Annotated in this window: 19 protein-coding genes; 16 read left to right on the plus strand and 3 right to left on the minus strand. The window is 70.5% G+C overall.

Features of this window, described 5'->3' with window-relative positions; genetic code table 11:
* Positions 1-267 (plus strand): hypothetical protein (locus H0488_RS02375; protein WP_220794113.1); only part of this gene is annotated, 267 nt, incomplete at its 5' end.
* A gap of 28 nt (positions 268-295) precedes the next feature.
* Here the strand turns inward: H0488_RS02375 and H0488_RS02380 are convergent.
* Together H0488_RS02380 and H0488_RS23585 are read right to left on the minus strand one after the other, a co-directional pair.
* Positions 296-2,782, minus strand: a complete 2,487-nt coding sequence (locus tag H0488_RS02380) for a sensor domain-containing protein (protein ID WP_183097680.1) — start codon at positions 2,780-2,782, stop codon at positions 296-298.
* A 206-nt stretch (positions 2,783-2,988) separates the two neighbouring features.
* On the minus strand, positions 2,989-3,285 hold the full coding sequence (locus tag H0488_RS23585; RefSeq protein ID WP_220794114.1) for a hypothetical protein: 297 nt from the start codon (positions 3,283-3,285) through the stop codon (positions 2,989-2,991).
* Between H0488_RS23585 and H0488_RS02385 the strand changes: the two genes are divergently transcribed.
* The 6 genes from H0488_RS02385 to H0488_RS02410 all read left to right on the plus strand — a co-directional run bounded on the left by H0488_RS02385 (position 3,284) and on the right by H0488_RS02410 (position 10,960).
* The gene (locus tag H0488_RS02385; protein WP_220794115.1) at positions 3,284-4,405 is read left to right on the plus strand and encodes a glycosyltransferase family 2 protein; all 1,122 of its coding nucleotides are present in this window, start codon (positions 3,284-3,286) and stop codon (positions 4,403-4,405) included. The genes H0488_RS23585 and H0488_RS02385 overlap by 2 nt on opposite strands.
* Position 4,406: 1 nt before the next feature.
* Complete coding sequence (locus H0488_RS02390; protein WP_220794116.1) at positions 4,407-4,628, plus strand: hypothetical protein; 222 nt, start codon at positions 4,407-4,409, stop codon at positions 4,626-4,628.
* Positions 4,625-5,584 (plus strand): hypothetical protein, encoded by a 960-nt coding sequence (locus H0488_RS02395; protein WP_220794117.1) that lies wholly within the window; start codon positions 4,625-4,627, stop codon positions 5,582-5,584. Before H0488_RS02390 ends, H0488_RS02395 begins: the two co-directional genes overlap by 4 nt.
* Positions 5,585-5,695: 111 nt before the next feature.
* On the plus strand, positions 5,696-7,522 hold the full coding sequence (locus H0488_RS02400) for an aldehyde dehydrogenase family protein (protein ID WP_183097683.1): 1,827 nt from the start codon (positions 5,696-5,698) through the stop codon (positions 7,520-7,522).
* On the plus strand, positions 7,503-9,314 hold the full coding sequence (locus H0488_RS02405; RefSeq protein WP_183097684.1) for a patatin-like phospholipase family protein: 1,812 nt from the start codon (positions 7,503-7,505) through the stop codon (positions 9,312-9,314). The genes H0488_RS02400 and H0488_RS02405 overlap by 20 nt, the downstream gene beginning before the upstream one ends.
* A complete protein-coding gene (locus H0488_RS02410; protein WP_183097685.1) occupies positions 9,311-10,960 on the plus strand; it encodes an FAD-dependent oxidoreductase in 1,650 nt (549 codons plus the stop codon). The genes H0488_RS02405 and H0488_RS02410 overlap by 4 nt, the downstream gene beginning before the upstream one ends.
* Here H0488_RS02410 and H0488_RS02415 read toward each other — a convergent pair.
* Positions 10,935-11,834, minus strand: a complete 900-nt coding sequence (locus tag H0488_RS02415; RefSeq protein WP_183097686.1) for an adenylate/guanylate cyclase domain-containing protein — start codon at positions 11,832-11,834, stop codon at positions 10,935-10,937. The genes H0488_RS02410 and H0488_RS02415 overlap by 26 nt on opposite strands.
* Positions 11,835-11,858: 24 nt before the next feature.
* Here H0488_RS02415 and H0488_RS02420 point away from each other — a divergent pair, with 24 nt between their 5' ends.
* Genes H0488_RS02420 through gcvH form a run of 9 tightly spaced genes read left to right on the plus strand, consistent with a single transcriptional unit; the run spans position 11,859 to position 18,705 of the window.
* Positions 11,859-12,653, plus strand: a complete 795-nt coding sequence (locus H0488_RS02420; protein ID WP_183097687.1) for a CoA transferase subunit A — start codon at positions 11,859-11,861, stop codon at positions 12,651-12,653.
* On the plus strand, positions 12,650-13,294 hold the full coding sequence (locus H0488_RS02425) for a CoA transferase subunit B (protein WP_183097688.1): 645 nt from the start codon (positions 12,650-12,652) through the stop codon (positions 13,292-13,294). The genes H0488_RS02420 and H0488_RS02425 overlap by 4 nt, the downstream gene beginning before the upstream one ends.
* Before the next feature lie 16 nt (positions 13,295-13,310).
* Positions 13,311-14,660, plus strand: coding sequence for a hemolysin family protein (locus H0488_RS02430; RefSeq protein ID WP_183097689.1), 1,350 nt, complete (start codon positions 13,311-13,313; stop codon positions 14,658-14,660).
* The gene (locus H0488_RS02435) at positions 14,653-15,723 is read left to right on the plus strand and encodes a hemolysin family protein (RefSeq protein WP_183097690.1); all 1,071 of its coding nucleotides are present in this window, start codon (positions 14,653-14,655) and stop codon (positions 15,721-15,723) included. Before H0488_RS02430 ends, H0488_RS02435 begins: the two co-directional genes overlap by 8 nt.
* A complete protein-coding gene (gene clsA / locus H0488_RS02440) occupies positions 15,720-16,343 on the plus strand; it encodes a cardiolipin synthase ClsA (RefSeq protein ID WP_376768445.1) in 624 nt (207 codons plus the stop codon). The genes H0488_RS02435 and clsA overlap by 4 nt, the downstream gene beginning before the upstream one ends.
* A complete protein-coding gene (locus H0488_RS02445; RefSeq protein ID WP_183097691.1) occupies positions 16,340-17,215 on the plus strand; it encodes a DUF881 domain-containing protein in 876 nt (291 codons plus the stop codon). The genes clsA and H0488_RS02445 overlap by 4 nt, the downstream gene beginning before the upstream one ends.
* 2 nt (positions 17,216-17,217) lie before the next feature.
* The gene (locus tag H0488_RS02450) at positions 17,218-17,550 is read left to right on the plus strand and encodes a small basic family protein (protein ID WP_183097692.1); all 333 of its coding nucleotides are present in this window, start codon (positions 17,218-17,220) and stop codon (positions 17,548-17,550) included.
* Positions 17,543-18,304, plus strand: coding sequence for a DUF881 domain-containing protein (locus H0488_RS02455; protein WP_183097693.1), 762 nt, complete (start codon positions 17,543-17,545; stop codon positions 18,302-18,304). Before H0488_RS02450 ends, H0488_RS02455 begins: the two co-directional genes overlap by 8 nt.
* A 14-nt stretch (positions 18,305-18,318) precedes the next feature.
* Positions 18,319-18,705, plus strand: a complete 387-nt coding sequence (gene gcvH / locus H0488_RS02460) for a glycine cleavage system protein GcvH (protein ID WP_183097694.1) — start codon at positions 18,319-18,321, stop codon at positions 18,703-18,705.
* Positions 18,706-18,793 lie beyond the last annotated feature (88 nt).

Consider the following 18,793-nt stretch of genomic DNA (forward strand, 5'->3'; position numbering starts at 1 on the left):
GTTCTTGCGCCGATGGCCGGCAGCGGGCCGGCGCCGCGCTCGCCGGGCGCCGCGGTCGAGGCGGCACTGCGGGCCGTCGCCGAGCGCCAGCTGCGGGCCGAGTGCGAGCAGCTCGCCGCGACGGGGGTGGTCGTCCGGGTGCTCCGGCCGACCCGCGCCGACCGGGCGGTGATGACCGCTCGGCCGGACGATCCGCACCGACGGTTCACGATCTTCGAGGCGGCTCTGGCGAGCGGACCGCAGCGGGTGGCGGCAGCCTACCAGTGACCGTCCGCCCAGGCCGCGGCGGAACGGGTCAGAAGATCCCGATGGTCTGCACGGTGCGGACGACGTCCTCGGTCGGCACGCCGCGGCTGTAGTAGAAGCCCTGCACCTCGTCGCACCCGCGGTCGCGGAGGTAGCGCTCGTGCTTGGCGGTCTCGACACCCTCCGCGACGACGGTCATCCCGAGGGCGTGGGCCATCATGATGATCGCGTCGATCACCGGCGCGTGCTCCTCGGTGTCGAGCTCCTGCACGAACGACCGGTCGATCTTGATCTTGTCGATCGGCAGCCGGCTCAGGTAGGCCAGGCTCGAGTAGCCCTTGCCGAAGTCGTCGACCGCGATCGTGACGCCGAGGCTCCGGATCGCGTGGAGCGTGTCGGTGGCACCGAGGCGCTCGTCCATCAGGAGGCTCTCGGTGATCTCGAGCTCGAGCTGCGTCGGGTCGAGGCCCGCGTCGTTGAGGGCGCCGACGATCTCCCCGAGCCAGCCGGCGCTCCGGAACTGGTGGGGTGAGACGTTGACGGCGACCCGCAGCGGCCGGCCGAGCACCCGTTGGATGGACGCGACGTCGCGGCAGGCCTTCCGGAGGACCCAGCCGCCGAGCTGGACGATCATGCCGCCGTCCTCGGCGACCGGGATGAACCGGTCGGGCGGCACCACGCCGAGCTCCGGGTGCGTCCACCGCGCCAGCGCCTCCATCCCGACGACCCGGCCGGTGCGGACGTCGACCTGGGCCTGGTAGGCGACCGACAGACCGCCGTCCCGCAGGGTCTGGCGCAGGGCCGACGCCAGGGCGAGATCGTCCTCGGCCGGGCTGAGCATGTCGTCGCGGAACCACTGGAAATTGTTGCGACCGGAGGACTTGGCATGCTCCATCGCGAGGTCGGCGCGCTTGAGCAGCTCGCCGGGATCCTGGTCGCCCGGCGGATAGATCGCGCCGCCGATGCTCACCGTCACGGCCAGCTGATGGCCGCCGACGGCGACGGTCGTGAGCAGGTCCTCGAGGAGCGCGTCGACCCGCTGGGTGATGGCGTCGGCGTTCGGGAGCCCGGTGAGCACCATCGCGAACTCGTCGCCGCCGAGGCGCGCGACCATGTCACTGGCGCGGATCCAGGTGGTGAGCCGGTCGGCGATCCGCACCAGGAGCTCGTCACCGGCGTGGTGTCCGAGCGCGTCGTTGATCCGCTTGAGGTGGTCGAGGTCGACCACGAGTACGGCGACCTCGGTGCCGTCCTGCTCGGCGGTCGCGATCGCCTCGCTGAGATGGCGGAGGAACCGCGCCCGGGTGGGGATCTTCGTCAGCGGGTCGTGGGTCTCCAGGAACTGGACCTCGGCCTGGGCCAGCTTGCGCTGCGTGATGTCGTAGGAGACGGCGAGGTAGCCGGCCGTCGAGGCGCCGGCGTCGCGCCCGGACAGCGGCGTGACCGCCTCGCTGACAGGGATCTCCTCGCCGTCCTTGCGACGGTAGGTCCACTCGCGCTCCGCGCCGATCGATGCGCTGAGGTCCCGGTCCCAGTCGCCGTCCTCGGCCCGGGGCTCGGCGTCGATCATGCCGAGCGACGAACCGATCAGCTCGGCGGCCTCGTAGCCGAGCAGCTGCTCGGCCGCGGCGTTGACGCTGACGATCCGGCCCGACGGATCGGTCGCGAGGATGCTGAACGGCATGCTGTCGAGCATCGACCGGCGCAGCTCGTCCTGCTCGGCGGCGTAGGCGTCGATCCGGCCCCTGATGTCGATGATGGAGGCGAGGACGAAGGACTCGCCATCGATCTCGATGGGGTTGAGGCCGATCTCGATCGGCACCTCGGTGCCGTCGCTGCGCAGCCCGAAGAGGTCGCGGCCGGAGCCCATGTCGCGGCGCGCCGGCGCTTTGAAGAAGTCGTCACGGTTGTGGTGATGGCTGCCGCGGAACCGCTCCGGGAGCAGGTCCTCGACGACCATCGACAACAGCTGGTCGCGCTCGTAGCCGAAGAGCCGCTCGGCCTGGGAGTTGACCAGCTCGATCGCACCCGTGCGGTCGACCATGACCATGGCGTTCGGGGCGGCCTCGATCACCAGGCGGAGCCGGCGTTCGTGCTCGCGCAGGGAGTTCTGCTCGGCGGCCTGGGCGGCGACCCGGGCCCGGATGTCGATGATCGAGGCCAGCACGAAGGTCTCGCCGTCGATCTCGATCGGGTTGAGACCGATCTCGATCGGCACCTCGGTGCCGTCGCTGCGCAGCCCGAACAGGTCACGTCCGACTCCCATGTCGCGGCGGGCCGGCGCGTTCAGGTAGTCGTCGCGGTTGGCGTGGTGACGGTCCCGGAAGCGCTCGGGCAGGAGGTCCTCGACCACCATCGTCAGCAGCTGGTCGCGCTCGTAGCCGAACAGCGTCTCCGCCTCGGAGTTGACCAGGACGATGGTGCCTTTGCCGTCGACGAGGACCATGGCGTTCGGGGTGGCTTCAATGACCAGTCGGAGCCGGCGCTCGTGCTCGGTCTCCGAGGGCGTCGGTCCGTCGCCGCTCTCGTCGATCATCCTGATATCCCTCGTTCCGCCCGCAGGCCCCTCCTTGGGTCCGCCCTGCTGACCCGCCCGAGTCTAGGAGCCGGAGTCCTCGGTCGTGGCGGGAATCGCCTATCAGATCGACCAGCAAGCCTTCGGTCAAAGAATTTCCGATCCCAGGACGGCAGCAGGGCACACGTCCTACTCTTTTCGTGGGAGGGAGTAGAAATGGGGAGGTTTCAACGCGCCGCTGGACTGGTGATTCTCGGCGGGTCGTGGTCAGCCGCGATCCTGCTGTTCATCGTCGTCTCGCGTTCGCCGAAGGCTGCAGTCGACGCACCCGCTGATGCGGTGCTGTTCGGCGTGTGGCGAATTCTGTACGACGTCAACGCACCGTCGGTGGTCACGATCGTGTCGGCGGTGGGACTCGCGATCTTCTGTGCCTGGGCGGTGTCGTCGCTCGAGCGTCGGGTGTCCACCAACACGCGCAGGAGCGAGACCGGCACACGGACACCGTTGGTGCCGAAGGTCGTCATGGCCGAGTCGCGTGGGAGGTTCGACGGGCCGGTCACGATCACCGTGCTGATCCCGGCCCACAACGAGGAGAACTGCCTCGGCGCCACGATCGAGTCGCTGCGCGAGCAGACACGAAAACCCGATCGGATCATCGTCGTCGCGGACAACTGCACCGACCGGACGGTCGACATCGCCCGCGCGGCCGGGGTGGAGGTCTTCGAGACGATCGGCAACCGGGACAAGAAGGCCGGTGCGCTCAACCAGGCCCTGGCCGGCGTGCTGCCGCAGCAGGGTCCCAACGACCTGGTCATGGCGATGGACGCCGACACCGTGCTCGGTGAGCGGTTCCTCGAGAGCGCGGGACGGCGGATGACCGACGACCGCGCGTTGATGGCGATCGGCGGGCTGTTCTACGGCGAGCCGGGCGGCGGCCTGATCGGGCTCTTCCAGCGCAACGAGTACACCCGCTACGCCCGCGACCTCCGTCGCCGGCGCGGTCTCGTGTTCGTGCTGACCGGCACCGCGTCCGTCTTCCGTCCCCACGCGCTGCGGACGGTGGCCGCGGAGCGCGGCCGCCTGATCCCGGGTGTGCCGGGGCAGTACTTCGACACGATGGCGCTCACCGAGGACAACGAGATCACGCTCGCGCTCAAGTCGCTGGGCGGCCTGGTGATCTCGCCTGCCGACTGCACGGTCATCACCGAGATCATGCCGACCTGGCGCGCACTCTGGGTCCAGCGGTTGCGCTGGCAGCGTGGCGCGGTCGAGAACCTGGGCGCCTACGGCCTGCGCATGCAGACCTGGCGGTACTGGATCCAGCAGCTGGGGATCGGGTACGGCGTCATCGCGCTCGGCACCTACCTGGCGCTGATGGTCATCACCACGGTCGCCGTCGACAACGTCATCCTGTTCCCCTTCTGGCTGGGCATCGGTGCGTTGTTCGCCGTCGAGCGCACGATCACCGTCTGGCGCGGGGGATGGGCGGCACGGGCGCTCGCGATACTCGTGCTCCCGGAGCTGATCTATGCGATGTTCCTGGCGATCGTCTACGTCAAGGGTGTCGCGGACATCACCGGTGCCCGCACGGCGACGTGGCACTACGTCGAGAGACCCGGCCCGACCGTCCAGGTGGGGAGCTGACATGGGAAGCGCTGCAGTGGCCTCGTGGGGCATCCTCCTGCCGGAGAGCACGCTGAACGAGACCTGGTTCCTCGTCCTGGCCGGCTTCGTCGCGGTCAACACCGTGGTCTACGTGACCCTCGCGGTCGCGAAGGCGGTGCCGCGGATCTACATCCGCGACTGGCTGCCGCGCCGCTACACCCGACGGGAGACGCGGAGCATCTTCCCGGACGGTCCTCGGTGAGGTCGGTCGGCGCCCTCGTCCTCCTGCTCGCGCTCGTCGGATGTTCCGCGGCCGAGCCGAAGGGGTCGGAGGCGTCGACCGTGGCCGCACCCGTCTCGGGTTGCCAGGTCTTCCCGGCCGACAACTGGTGGCGCGCCGACATCTCCGACCTCCCGGTCCACGAGCGCAGCGCGGCGTGGCTGAGCAGGATGTCGCCGGCCAGCGACCTGCACCCCGACTTCGGGCCGTCGTACGGCGAAGGGCCCTACGGCATCCCGATCACCGTCGTCGACAGCGAGCACCGCAAGGTGCGGGTCCGCTTCCAGTACGCCGACGAGAGCGATCGGGTGCGCTACCCCCTCGGACGGGACACCCGGATCGAGGGCGGACGGGGCAGCGACGGCGACCGCCACGCGATCATCGTCGACGAGGACCGGTGCCGGCTCTACGAGACCTGGGCGACCCGGAAGCGTGACGGGCGATGGCGGGCCGGGTCGGGCGCCGTCTGGAGCCTGCGGTCCAACGACCTGCGCCCGGACGGCTGGACCTCTGCCGACGCCGCGGGCCTGCCGATCCTCCCGGGGCTGCTGCGGTGGCGCGATGTCCGCGACGACACGATCGACCACGCCATCCGGTTCACCACCGACGAGACCAGCACCCACCACCTGTGGCCGGCCCGCCACGACGCCGGCTCCCACGAGTCGAGGAGCTACCCGCCGATGGGTGCACGGTTCCGGCTCGACCCCGACTTCGACACCGGCGGGTACGGCACCTATGCGCGCCGGGTGATCCGGGCGCTGCAGACCTACGGTCTGGTGCTCGCCGACAACGGCAGCCCGTGGTACTTCCAGGGCGAGCAGCACCGGGCCTGGCCCGAGCAGCTGATCGAGGACCTCAAGCAGATCCCGGCCGACGCTTTCGTCGCCGTCGACACCTCAGGGCTGCAGGTCGATCCCGACAGCGCCGCCGTCCGGTGACCCCGATATCGCCCGTTCGGCGGTGGTAAGGGGCATTCTGGGGGCCTAGCATGGCGGCGACCGTTCCTGTGACGGCCGCGTCCCTCACGCCGCTCAAGAGGAGAGATCTCGATGAGCCTGCCCGGATTCTTCGACTCTCTCTCCGATGTTCACCGCGACACCGTCGCGAAGCTGCTGACCGAGGTGGAGTTCCCCGCCGGGACGACGATCTTCACCGAGGGCGACGCCGGCGACGCGGCCTACTTCATCGACGCCGGTGACGTGCGGATCGAGCTCGAGCTGCCGGAGGTCGACACCGAGTCGGTGCTCCGTTACGAGGGTCCCGGGGCGACGCTGGGCGAGGTCGCCCTGCTCGACCGGCTGCCGCGCTCGGCGACAGCGATCGCAGACACGCCCGTGCGGGCCCGGATGATCACCACCGCCAGCCTCGACGAGCTCGCCGATCGCGAGCCCGGCGCCGCGCTCGCACTGACCCTCGAGCTGGCCCGCGACGCGACCGCCAAGCTCCGGACCCTGACCAGCCAGGTGTCCGACCTGATGTTCGTCGCCGCACCCGACCCGGTGGTCGACGACCTGGTCGGCCGCGCCGTCGCCGCGCAGGCGCAGTTCGCCGAATGGCCCGAGGATCGGGTCGACGCCCTGCTCGGCCGACTGACGGCCACCTTCCTCGAGCACGCCGAGGAGCTGGCCACGGCGACCGTCGAAGAGACCCGCATCGGCAACGCCGGCGACAAGACGCTCAAGAACATGGTCGCGGCCCAAGGCGTCTACGACTCGCTCGTCGGCCAGGTCGGAGCCGGGCCGATCGGCACCGACGAGAAGACGCAGGTGACCGAGATCGCCGAAGCGGTGGGCGTGGTCTTCGGCCTGGTTCCGGTCACGAACCCGGTGGCGACGGCGTACTTCAAGACGCTGGTCTGCCTCAAGTCCCGCAACGCGGTGATCCTCAGCTTCCACCACGCGGTGCTCGGCGTCGGCAGCCGGGTGGGCGCGCTGATCCACGACGTGCTCGTTGCCGAGGGCGCTCCGGCCGACCTGGTGCTGTGGGTCGAGAAGCGGGGGAGCCGCAAGCTGACCCAGCAGTTCATGAGCCACCCCGACGTCTCCCTGATCCTGGCGACCGGCGGCGCGGCGATGGTGCAGGCCGCCTACAGCTCCGGTACGCCGGCGCTCGGCGTCGGTCCCGGCAACACGCCGTGCTGGATCGCGCCCGACGCCGACCTCGCCGGCGCCGCGGCCTCGATCGTCATGTCGAAATCGTTCGACAACGGCGTCATCTGCGGGGCGGAGCACAACCTCGTCGTCGACCGCGCCGTCCGGGACGGCCTGGTCGCGCAGCTCGAGAGCCAGGGGGCCGCCGTGCTCAGCCCGGACGAGGCCGAGGGCTTCCTGAAGCTGGCTGTCGATCCCGCGACCAACCGGTTCCGCGGTGAGATGGTCGGCCAGTCCGCCGCGACGATCGCCGCGTTCACGGGTCTGAGCAGGCCGTTCGAGATCAAGGTCATCGTGGTGCCGGCGAGCTGGGACGGCGAGGACTCCCCGTTGGCCGGCGAGAAGATGACCCCGGTGCTGTCGCTGTTCGACGTGTCCGGCGACGACGAGGCGATCGCGCTGTCCCGTCGGCTGCTCGGCTACATGGGGAGCGGGCACACCTCGATCGTCCACAGCCAGGACCCGGACCGGATCTCGCGGTTCGGCGCGGCGATGCCGACCAGCCGGATCCTCGCCAACTCACCGGGCGCCCACGGCGTCTTCGGCGTGACCACCGGTCTGGTGCCGTCCCTGACCCTCGGCTGCGGCACCTACGGCGGCAACTCCACGACCGACAACGTCAGCTTCAAGAACCTCCGGAACGTCAAACGCCTCGCGCGAGTACTCGAGCCCGGAACGGACAGTGCTGCTGAGCCCGGAACGGACGATGCGGATCATCCGGGCTGAGCCCCGACATGCGGTCGGTGCGCTCGCCGGCTGCGCGGTGTTCGGGGGCATGGCCGAAGGACGACTGGAGGAGCTGGCTCGCTCCATGGAGTGGACCGTGCTAGACCGGGGAGAGGTGCTGATGCGCACCGGCGACCGCGGCGACGACCTCTACGTCGTCGCGGGCGGTCGGCTGAACGTCGCCGTGGTCGGCGCCGACGGCACTGAGACCATCGTTCGTGAGATCGGGCGTGGCTCGACGGTCGGGGAGGTGGCCCTGCTCACCGGCTCGCCCCGCACGGCCACCGTGCGCGCGGTGCGGGACACGCTGGTCGGCCGGCTGACGCGCGCGTCGTTCGAGCGGCTGATGGAGGAGGACCCCCGCAGCGCCCTCCAGCTCACCCGGGTGGTCGCCGGCTGGCTGCTGCCGGGAAGTCCGCCGCGTCGCAACAGCGCGCCAGCCACCGTCGCCGTGGTCCCGGCAGCGGGCGTCGAGGTCCGCAAGTTCGCCACCCGGCTCGGCGCCGCCATCCCGTTGCGGGCGCTCGACCCCGAGATGGTCGACCAGGCGCTCGGCGCGGGAGCCGCGAGGTCGCCGGCGGGATCGCCGTTCGAGCGGGCGCTGGCCGACTACTTCGACTCCGCCGAGGTGGAGCACCCGCTGATCCTGCTCCTCGCCGACCCGGACACCGAGTCGCTCTGGACCGAGCGCGTCCTGCGTCGGGCCGACCGGGTGCTGGTCGTCGCTCCGGGCGGAGCGCGGCCCGACCGGCAGGCGAGGATCCTGCTGAACCGGATCGCCGAGACCGCCCCCGAGGTGCCGAAGGAGCTGGTGCTCGTCCACCGCAGCGCCCGGCCACCCGCGGGGGTGACCGCGACCTGGCGCGACGCCGGCGGGTTCGCCCGCCAGTCCCACGTCGTGGCCGACGCGGAGCGCGACTGGCAGCGGCTGGGTCGCCACCTCACCGGCCGCGCCACCGGGTTGGTGCTCGGTGGCGGTGGGGCCCGCGGCTTCGCCCACATCGGGGTGCTCCGTGCGCTTGACGAGTCCGGCATCGAGATCGACCGGATCGGCGGCAGCAGCATGGGAGCGCTGGTCGGCGGTCTCTGGTCGACCGGCCTCGACCCCGTCGACATCGTGGAGCGCAACCGCGAGATCTGGCACGAGATCCGTCCGCTGAAGGGCTTCACGCTGCCGTTCGTCGCCCTGCACGGCTCCCGCCGGAGTCGTACGGCGATGACCGGGGCGTTCGGGGGCCAGCGGATCGAGGACCAGGTCCGTGAGTTCTTCTGCACCTCGACCAACCTGACCCGCAACCGCAGCATGATCCACACCAGCGGGCCGCTCAGCCGCTACGTGCTCGCGAGCATGTCGATCCCGGGGATCGTCGCGCCGGTGATCGACCGCGGTGAGCTCCTCGTCGACGGCGGGGTGCTCGACAACCTGCCGGTCGACCCGATGAGCCGCACCGGCGCCGGCACGATCTACGCGAGCGACGTGTCCCCACCGCGGACCTTCTCGGTGGGCATGCACTGGGAGGACGCACCCGGCATCCTGGACGTGGTGCGCCACCGGCTTCGCCAGTCGGCCGGCACCGCCTTCCCCAGCATCGTCCGGATCCTCGAGCGCACGGCCACCCTCGCCAGCGACCGCGCGGCGTCGGCCCAGCGGATGCGCAGCGACGTCCGGTTCATCGCGCCGCCGGTCGCCCAGTACGACACCTTGGACATGCGGCACCTGGACGAGATCGTCGAGGTCGGCTACCGGTCGGCGCTCGAGACGATCTCCGGATGGACAGAGGAGCAACGATGACGGCGAGCGAGCCGAACGTGGAGGCCGGGCGCCCGGTGCGGGTGGTGTGCCTGGGTGGCGGGTATGCGGCGATCTACCTCGCACGCGAGCTCAAGGGAGCCATCAAGCGCGGCGACGTCGACCTGACGATCGTCAGCCGCGACAACTTCCACACGTTCCACGGCTTCGTCGCCGAGATGCTGGCAGGCAAGATCGCCCCGAGCAACATCACCAGTCCGGCGCGGCGCCTCTTCCCCCCGGCCCGGTTCCACAACGCCGAGATCAAGTCCGTCGACGTGGACCAGCGGACGGTGACGACGTCGCGGCTGCTGGACGGCAAGGAGAAGGTGCTGGAGTACGACCACCTGGTGGTGGCCCTCGGCTCGACCGACGACCTGTCCCGCTATCCCGGCATCGCGCAGCACGCGTTCCAGCTCAAGACGTTCTCCGACAACTTCAAGGTGCGCAACCACCTCCTGGCCATGCTCGAGATGGCCGAGATCGAGACCGACCCGGTCGAGCGCAGGCGCCTGCTGACGTTCCTGGTCGTCGGCGGCGGGTTCGGTGGCGTGGAGGTCTCGACCGAGCTGATGGACTACTTCCGGCGGCTGGCCCGCAAGGAGTACCCGGGCATCGACCCGGCCGAGATCCGGGTGCTGCTCGTGCACTCGGGGGAGCGGATCCTGCCCGAGCTCGGCACCCGTCAGCCAAAGCTGATCGGCTACGCCGAGCGGACGATCGCCAAGGGCGGCATCGAGGTGCTCACCGGCACCCGGATCAGCGCCGCGACCCGGGACGAGGCGATCCTCTCCGACGGCACCGTGGTGCCGACCCGGTCGATCATCAGCTCGTCCGGGACGGCGCTGTCGCCGCTGCTGGACCTGATGCCGTTCGAGCGGGACGACCGCGGGCGGATCATCACCGACGCGAACGTCCAGGTCCCCGGCACCGACAACGTGTGGGCGGCCGGCGACTGCGCCGCCGTACCGCACCCGCACGGGGAGACCTGCCCGGCCGTCGCGATCTACGCGATGTACGCCGGCCGACAGATCGGTCGCAACATCGTCCGGCAGATGAACGGCAAGCCGCTCAAGCCGTTCACCTTCACCGGGCTGGGCGACGCCTGCTCGCTGGGCCGGCACCGGGCCGTCTCCCACCTCAAGGGGGTCCGCTTCTACGGGCTCCCGGCGTGGATCCTGTGGCGCACGTTCTTCTGGTGGTTCGTGCCGACGTGGGAGCGCAAGGCGGACATCGCGTTCGACTGGCTGTGCGCGCCGGTCTTCGGCCGCGACATCGTCAACATCCAGATCGCTGCGCCGTACGGACTCCGTCGCGAGCACTACGAGACCGGCCAGGCGGTGGTGCGGCAGGGCGAGGTCGGCCAGCAGATCTACGTGATCACCGCCGGCAGCGCCGACGTCGTCCGCGAGACCGCCGAGGGCGAGGTCGTGGTGACGAGCTTGGGTCCCGGCGACCACTTCGGCGAGAAGGCGGTCTTCGAGAAGTCGCGGCGTACGGCGACGGTCCGGGCGACCTCGCCGCTCGAGGTGCTGTCGCTCGGGGAGCACGAGGCGCGGACCCTGGCCGAGACGATCCAGGTGTTCGGCGCTGCGGTGCGGGAGCTGCCGAACGAGCCCGAGATCAACCCGGCGCCGCTCGGAACTTGATCCGGGTGTCGCCGACGACCAGCTCGTCGCCGTCCTCCAGCGGACGCGCCATCGTGAGCCGGTCGCCGTTGACCGTGGTGCCGTGGGTCGACTGGAGGTCGGTCAGCACGAAGCCGGCGGGCGTCCCCGTGATCGCGCAGTGGTGGCGGCTCACCAAGGTGTCGTTGAGCACCAGGTCGTTGTCGGGCATCCGGCCGATCCGCAGGCCGTGCTCGTTGAGCGGCAGCGTCCGGCCGTCGTCCATGACCAGCTCCGCCGCCGCCACCGCCGCCGGCCGGTAGAGGGTCCGCGCCACCGCAGCGGCGGCCGCGCCCGACGTCCCGAGCGACTTGATCCGCGGGAACGACGTCAGCATGCCCTCGGCGTGGATCTGGAAGAGGCGCTCCTCCTCGGCCAGGTCCTTCAACGGGTGCGCCCCGAGATCGGTGATCTCCAGACCCTCGGGCTTGGTCGCGAAGTCGCTGACCACCGCCTGGGAGGCGACGATCTGGCCGCCGTTGGCCGTGCCCATGATCCGCGCCGCCCGGTGCACGTCGTACCCGACGAAGCTGCCGTCGTACGACGACACGACGCCCACGTGGATGCCCATCCGGGACCGGATCGGCCGGCTGCCCGGCCAGGTCACCTCGCCGAGCTCGAGCTGCGCCTGGATCGCGGCCGCAACCGCGTCGGCCACCGCCGGGAACACGACGAAGAAGCCGTCGCCGGCCGTGTCGACCTCGTGGCCGCTGTGGGCGGCCCACGCCCGCCGGCACGTCTCCCGGTGGAGACGGAGGACGTCCTTCCACTGGTCGGCGAGCCGGTTGGCGTGCAGCGTCGAGCCCTCGATGTCGGAGAACAACATCGCGAGGCGCTGCTGGGAGAGCTCGCTCACCTTCGACATCCTAGAGTTCGGCTCATGGACAAGGTGATAGCGAGCGCTGCAGAGGCGGTCGCGGACATTCCGGACGGGGCGACCGTGGCGGTCGGCGGGTTCGGGCTGTGCGGGATCCCGTCGGTCTTGATCGACGCTCTCCTGGCGCAGGGTGCGACGGACCTGGAGGCGGTCTCCAACAACTGCGGTGTCGACGAGTGGGGCCTCGGGCGCCTGCTGTTCGCCCGTCGGCTGCGCCGGATGGTGTCGTCGTACGTCGGGGAGAACAAGGAGTTCGCCCGGCAGTACCTCTCCGGCGAGCTGGAGGTGGAGCTGACCCCGCAGGGCACCCTGGCGGAGCGGATGCGGGCCGGCGGGTCCGGGATCCCGGCGTTCTTCACCGCGACCGGGGTCGGCACCCAGGTGGCGGACGGCGGCCTGCCGTGGCGCTACGACAGCTCCGGCGCGGTCGTCGTGGCCTCGCCGCCGAAGGAGGTGCGGTCCTTCGGCGGGCGCGACTACGTGCTGGAGGAGGCGATCGTCGCGGACTTCGGGATCGTGCGTGCCTGGAAGGGCGATCGGCACGGCAACCTCGTCTACCGCGACTCGGCGCGCAACTTCAACCCGCTGGCCGCGATGTGCGGCCGCATCACCATCGCCGAGGTGGAGGAGCTGGTGGAGCCGGGCGAGCTGGACCCGAACAACGTCCACACCCCAGGGGTGTACGTGCACCGCGTCGTCGCCCTGACACCCGAGCAGGCCGCGGACAAGCGGATCGAGAAGAGGACCCTTCGAGACACCTCGTCCCTCGGTTCCTCAGGACAGGCGGTGACCCCGTGAGCTGGACTCGCGAACAGATGGCGGCCCGGGCGGCGTCGGAGCTGACCGACGGCTCCTACGTGAACCTCGGGATCGGCCTGCCGACCCTCGTGCCGAACTACGTCCCCGACGGGGTGGAGCTGATCCTCCAGTCCGAGAACGGGATCCTCGGCGTCGGTCCCTACCCGACCGAGGAGAACGTGCACCCGGACCTCATCAATGCCGGGAAGGAGACGGTCACGGTGAACCGGGGTGCGTCGTTCTTCGACTCGGCCACGTCGTTCGGGATGATCCGCGGCGGCAAGATCGACGCGGCGATCCTGGGTGCGATGCAGGTGTCGGTGAAGGGCGACATCGCGAACTGGATGATCCCCGGAAAGATGGTCAAGGGGATGGGCGGCGCGATGGACCTGGTCCACGGCGCCAAGCGGGTGATCGTGCTGATGGAGCACACCGCGCGCGACGGCGGGTACAAGATCGTCAACGAGTGCTCGCTGCCCTACACCGGCCTGGGCGTGGTCCAGCGGATCATCACCGACCTCTGCGTGATCGACATCGAGCCCGACGGACTGCACCTGGTCGAGCTCGCTCCTGGTGTCACGGTCGACCAGGTCCGGGAAGCAACGGAACCTCCCGTGATCGGTACGCTGCCCCGACCATGACACCTGGTCAACGACCATGACGACGGCCCTCCTGCTGCTGGCCGTCGCGCTCCTCCTCATCCTCGCGTGCGGGATGTTCGTCGCCGCGGAGTTCGCCCTGGTCACCGTCGACCGCGGCCAGGTCGACAAGGCGGCGGCCGAAGGTGACGCCACCGCAGCCGGCGTACAGCGGGCCCTCCGGTCGCTGTCGACCCAGCTCTCGGGCGCGCAGGTCGGGATCACGGCCACCAACCTCGGCATCGGGTTCCTCGCCGAGCCCGCGATAGCCGAGCTGCTCCGCGACCCGCTGGGGACGATCGGCGTCCCCGACGGCGCGGTCGGCCCGGTCGCGCTCACGACCGGGCTTGTGCTGAGCACCATCCTGACCATGCTCCTCGGCGAGCTCGTGCCCAAGAACGTGGCGCTGGCGCTCCCGCTCGCGACCGCCCGCGCCACTCAGCGACCGATGCGCGCGTTCACCTCCGCGATCCGGCTGCCGCTCCGGGTGCTCAACGGCTCGGCCAACGCGATCGTCGGCTGGTTCGGCATCGAGCCGCAGGAGGAGCTGCGCTCCGCGCGGAGTCCCACCGAGCTCGCGTCCCTCATCCAGCGCAGTGCCGACGTGGGGACGCTCGACGCCGACACGGCCGAGCTGATGGAGAAGTCGGTCGAGTTCGGCACGCGCACCGCCGGCGAGATCATGACGCCGAGGGTCCGCACCCGCTCGCTCGACGTGAGCGACCGGGCCAGCGCGGTGATCGACCTCGCGCGCGAGACCGGGCACTCCCGGTTCCCGGTCCTGGACGACCAGGACGCCGTGGTCGGCACCGTCCACGTCAAGAACGCCGTCGCGCTGCCCATGTCCGAGCGCTCCACCACCCGGGTCAAGCACCTGATGGCCAAGCCGATCGTGGTCCCCGACAGCCTCCGTCTCGACCCACTGATGGCGCTGCTGCGCAAGGACGGCTTCCAGATGGCGGTCGTGCTCGACGAGTACGGCGGACACGCGGGCATCGTCACCCTCGAGGACGTGGTCGAGGAGATCGTCGGCGACATCGCCGACGAGCACGACCGGCTCGGCGAGCGCGGCCGGCTCCGTCGCGACGGCACCTGGTCGATCTCGGGGTTGCTGCGCCCGGACGAGGTCGAGGACCTCACCGGTATCCCTCTGCCCGAGGGCGAGGACTACGACACCGTCGCCGGGCTGGTGCTCAAGGTGCTCGGGCGGATCCCGACGACGGGGGAGCACGTCGTCGTACCCCTCATCGAGCACCAGGAGGAGGACGACGCGCCCGAGCACAGCGCCGTACTGACGGTGGAGCACATGGACGGGCTGCGGATCGACCGGTTGTCGTTGCGGGTGGAGGAGGTGGCCGAGGATGAGTAGCGTCGCCGCGCTGCTGCTGACCGTCGTGCTGCTGGCCGGCAACGCGTTCTTCGTCGCGACCGAGTTCGCCCTGGTCTCGGCCCGCCGGAGCCAGATCGAGCCCCGCGCCCAGGCCGGTTCGCGGCTGGCCCGCACCACCCTGCGGGCCCTCGGCCAGATGCCGCTGATGATCGCCGGCATCCAGCTCGGGGTCACCGTCTGCTCCCTGCTGCTCGGTGCGATCGCCGAACCGGCGATCGCCCACCTGCTCGAGCCCGCGTTCGAGGCCGCGCACCTCCCGGACAACCTCCTGCACCCGATCGCGTTCACGGTCGCCCTGAGCATCGTCGCGTTCCTGCACGTGGTGCTCGGCGAGATGGTGCCGAAGAACATCACGCTCGCCGGGCCCGACCGGGCCGCGCTGCTGCTGGCGCCGCCGATGCTCGCCTTCGTCACCATGCTGCGTCCCTTCATCGTGGCGCTCGACGCGATGGCGCGGGCGATCCTCCGGCTGCTGCGGGTCGAGCCGAAGGACGAGCTGAGCTCCACGTTCACCCGCGAGGAGGTGGCGGCCCTGGTCGAGGAGTCCCGGAGCAAGGGACTGCTGGCCAAGGACGAGTACGACCGGCTGGCGGGTGCGCTCGGCTTCACCGAGAAGACCGTGGCTCTGGTGATGATGCGGCCCGACTCGTTGACCACCGTGCGCCGCGGCTCGACGGGCGCCGACGTGGAGGCGCTCTGCGCGGCGACCGGGTACAGCCGGTTCCCGGTGATCGACGACAACCCGGACGTCCCGGACGCCACCGGTGAGCTGATCGGCTACCTCCACATCAAGGACGTGCTCGAGCCCGACGAGGCGCGCCGGCAGCGACCGATCGCGGATCGATGGGTGCGCCCGTTCGCGACCGTGGGGGAGGACGCCGTGCTCCACGAGGTGCTGGAGAAGCTGCAGCGCAGAGGTGCGCACATGGCGCGCGTCGTGAGCTCCGACGGAGCCACGCTGGGCGTCGCCGCGCTCGAGGACGTGATCGAGGAGCTGGTCGGCGAGATCCGCGACGCGGCCCATTCCGACGAACCCGGCTGAGGGTAACTAGGGTGTCCACCGTGGCAGGCTCGACGACGCGCAGCGAGGGGGAGTCGGGCGCAATTCTGACTCTTCCGAACCTGCTGAGCATGCTGCGCCTGGCCGGCGTCCCGCTGTTCCTCTGGCTGGTGCTCGGGCCCGAGGAGGACGCCTGGGCACTGGTGGTGCTCATGGTCTCCGGCTTCACCGACTTCCTCGACGGCTGGCTGGCCCGCAAGCTCAACCAGCAGTCGGTGCTCGGACAGATCCTCGACCCGGTGGCCGACCGGCTCTACATCCTCGCCGTCGTGATCGGGCTCGCCCTCCGCGACATCATCCCGTGGTGGCTGGCGGTGTCGCTGCCGCTGCGCGACCTGCTCCTGTGGGGCCTCGTCCCGCTGCTGCGGACCCGCGGCTACAGCGCGCTGCCGGTGCACTTCCTCGGCAAGGCCGCCACCTTCAACCTCCTCTACGCGTTCCCGCTGTTGCTGCTCGGCGACGGTGACGGCACCGTGGCGACCCTGGCCCAGATGTTCGGGTGGGCGCTGGCGCTGTGGGGGATCGGCCTGTACTGGTGGGCCGGGGTCCTCTACGCCTGGCAGGTGCGCAAGCTGCTCGCCACCACGGAGCGACACCGATGACGGACGGCGAGCAGGACCCGTCCGCGCGGATGCGCACGCCGCTCCTCACGCTGATCACTGCCGAGGCGCTCGAGCGCGACTACCAGATGGTGGCCCAGCGACGGATCCGGAGCGGGGACCCGCGGCCGCACGGCCGCGACCGGGTCACCGGACGGCTCGGCGTGGTGGCCGTGGTCGCCATGTTCGGCGCCCTGGTCACACTGGCCGCGGTCCAGACCTCCCGCAACGCCGATGTCGACAGCGCCAGCCGGACGGCGTTGATCGACCGGATCGAGAACCGCCGGGAGCGGGTCCAGGCCCTCCAGGGCGAGATCGCCGACCGGCGCGAGGAGAACGCCAGCGCGGCGGAGGACCTGCTCGAGCTCGGCGACCGGGTCAACCGGGTCGAGGGGAACGCCGTCGACCTCGGCGCCGTCACCGGCTTCACCGCCGTGACCGGCGAGGGCATCCGGATCGAGCTCGACAACGCGCCGTACGCCGACCCGGACACCGAGCACATCCGCGACTCCGACCTGGCGCTGCTCGTGAACGCGCTGTGGACCGCCGGCGCGGAGGCGATCTCGATCAACGGCCAGCGGATCACCCTGCGCACGGCGATCCGGAACTCCGGCACCCCGATCGAGGTCAACAGCACGGGCATCGCGCCGCCGTACGTCGTCCTGGCCATCGGCAACAGGGACACCCTCGCCGCCAACCTGGCGGAGACGAGCAGCGGCGCCGGCTTCGCGGTGCTGGCCGGCGACTACGGGTGGTCCTACGACGTGGACAATGTCGACGAGCAGCGACTTCCTGCTGCGCCGGGACGGCTGCGGCAGCTACGGTCTGCCGAACAGCTGACGGATAGCGGACGACAGCCCCAAGGAGACGAGTAGACGTGATCGCAGTCCTCGGCCTGCTCGTCGGCGTCCTTCTCGGGTTCGTGTTCCAACCCGACGTCCCGCTCGGGCTGGAGCCCTACCTCCCGATCGCGGTGGTCGCCGCACTCGACGCGGTCTTCGGTGCGCTCCGTGCCTACCTCGACGGGATCTTCGACGACAAGGTGTTCGTCGTCTCGTTCATCAGCAACGTGATCATCGCGTCCGGCATCGTCTACCTCGGCGACCGGCTCGGCGTCGGTGGCCAGCTCTCGACCGGCGTGATCGTGGTCCTCGGCATCCGGATCTTCACCAACGTCGCCGCGATCCGAAGGCACGTGTTCCATGCCTGACGACGCCGACCAGGCCGACCAGGCCGACCAGGTCGATCCCGGCCCCCGGCAGCGGATCTGGTCCGCTCTGCTCAAGCCGACCCGCAGCCAGATCGTGGTCGGCCTGCTGCTGGCCGTGGTCGGGTTCGCGGGGGTGACCCAGGTGCGGGTCAACCAGACCGACGACACCTACTCGGGGCAGCGTGAGCAGGAGCTGATCGACATCCTGTCCGCGCTGGCCGGCACCCGCCAGCGGGCCGAGGACCAGATCGCCGAGCTCGAGGAGGTCCGCGACGACCTCCGCGACGACACCAGCAAGCGGCAGGCGGCGCTCGAGCAGGCGCAGGAGGACGTCGACGAGCTCAACGTCCTGGCCGGCCTGGTGCCGGTCACCGGGCCCGGGATCCGGATCACGATCGTGGAGGAGACCGGCCGGGTGTCCCTCTCCTCGTTCCTCGACACCATCCAGGAGCTGCGCACCGTCGGCGCCGAGGCGATGCAGCTCAACGGCACGGTGCGGATCGTCGCCCAGACCTCCTTCGAGGAGACCGAGGGCGGGTTCGTGGTCGACGGCGAGCTGGTCGAGGCGCCGTACGTCCTGGACGTCATCGGGGAGCCGTCGGTCCTCGCGCCCGCGCTGGAGTTCCTCCTCGGCCCGAAGCAGCAGATCCAGGAGGACGGCGCCGACCTGGAGGTCGACGAGCTGAGCTCGATCGACATCGAGGCCGTCCGCTCGCCCGAGGAGCCTGACTTCTCCGCACCCGACCCGGGTTAGTAGCCTTCACCACCATGACCCCTGACGACCTCAAGTACACCGTCGAGCACGAGTGGCTCCGCACCCCCGGAGAGCAGCCGGAATCGGTGCGGGTCGGCATCACGGACTTCGCCCAGGACGCCCTCGGCGACATCGTCTACGTCTCGCTCCCCGAGGTCGGCACGTCGGTCACCGCAGGCAGTCCGTGCGGTGAGCTCGAGTCCACCAAGTCCGTCAGCGACGTCTACGCCCCGGTCGGCGGCGAGGTGGTCGCCCGCAACGAGGCGCTCGACGCGACCCCCGAGCTGGTCAACAGCGACCCGTACGGCGAGGGCTGGCTGTTCGAGATCGTCCCGTCCGAGGTCGCTGAGCTCGACCAGTTGCTCGATGCGGCCGGCTACGAAGCGCAGATCGCCGGCTGACCCGCTCGTCGGTGCCCCGGACCTTGCTCCGACAGGTGTAGGTTTCCAACCATCGACCTCATCCTCACCCTGAGGGAACGCTCGAGGA

It is taken from the genome of Nocardioides pelophilus (assembly GCF_014180685.1).
GTDB lineage: Bacteria > Actinomycetota > Actinomycetes > Propionibacteriales > Nocardioidaceae > Nocardioides > Nocardioides pelophilus.

What these genes read in the sequence shown, in the direction of transcription:
- H0488_RS02380 (WP_183097680.1), bottom strand. Translation starts at nt 2,782, where the DNA reads ATGATCGACGAGAGCGGCGACGGACCGACGCCCTCGGAGACCGAGCAC.
- H0488_RS02385 (WP_220794115.1), top strand. Translation starts at nt 3,284, where the DNA reads ATGGCCGAGTCGCGTGGGAGGTTCGACGGGCCGGTCACGATCACCGTG.
- H0488_RS23585 (WP_220794114.1), bottom strand. Translation starts at nt 3,285, where the DNA reads ATGACGACCTTCGGCACCAACGGTGTCCGTGTGCCGGTCTCGCTCCTG.
- H0488_RS02390 (WP_220794116.1), top strand. Translation starts at nt 4,407, where the DNA reads ATGGGAAGCGCTGCAGTGGCCTCGTGGGGCATCCTCCTGCCGGAGAGC.
- H0488_RS02400 (WP_183097683.1), top strand. Translation starts at nt 5,696, where the DNA reads ATGAGCCTGCCCGGATTCTTCGACTCTCTCTCCGATGTTCACCGCGAC.
- H0488_RS02405 (WP_183097684.1), top strand. Translation starts at nt 7,503, where the DNA reads ATGCGGATCATCCGGGCTGAGCCCCGACATGCGGTCGGTGCGCTCGCC.
- H0488_RS02410 (WP_183097685.1), top strand. Translation starts at nt 9,311, where the DNA reads ATGACGGCGAGCGAGCCGAACGTGGAGGCCGGGCGCCCGGTGCGGGTG.
- H0488_RS02420 (WP_183097687.1), top strand. Translation starts at nt 11,859, where the DNA reads ATGGACAAGGTGATAGCGAGCGCTGCAGAGGCGGTCGCGGACATTCCG.
- H0488_RS02430 (WP_183097689.1), top strand. Translation starts at nt 13,311, where the DNA reads ATGACGACGGCCCTCCTGCTGCTGGCCGTCGCGCTCCTCCTCATCCTC.
- H0488_RS02435 (WP_183097690.1), top strand. Translation starts at nt 14,653, where the DNA reads ATGAGTAGCGTCGCCGCGCTGCTGCTGACCGTCGTGCTGCTGGCCGGC.
- H0488_RS02445 (WP_183097691.1), top strand. Translation starts at nt 16,340, where the DNA reads ATGACGGACGGCGAGCAGGACCCGTCCGCGCGGATGCGCACGCCGCTC.
- H0488_RS02455 (WP_183097693.1), top strand. Translation starts at nt 17,543, where the DNA reads ATGCCTGACGACGCCGACCAGGCCGACCAGGCCGACCAGGTCGATCCC.
- gcvH (WP_183097694.1), top strand. Translation starts at nt 18,319, where the DNA reads ATGACCCCTGACGACCTCAAGTACACCGTCGAGCACGAGTGGCTCCGC.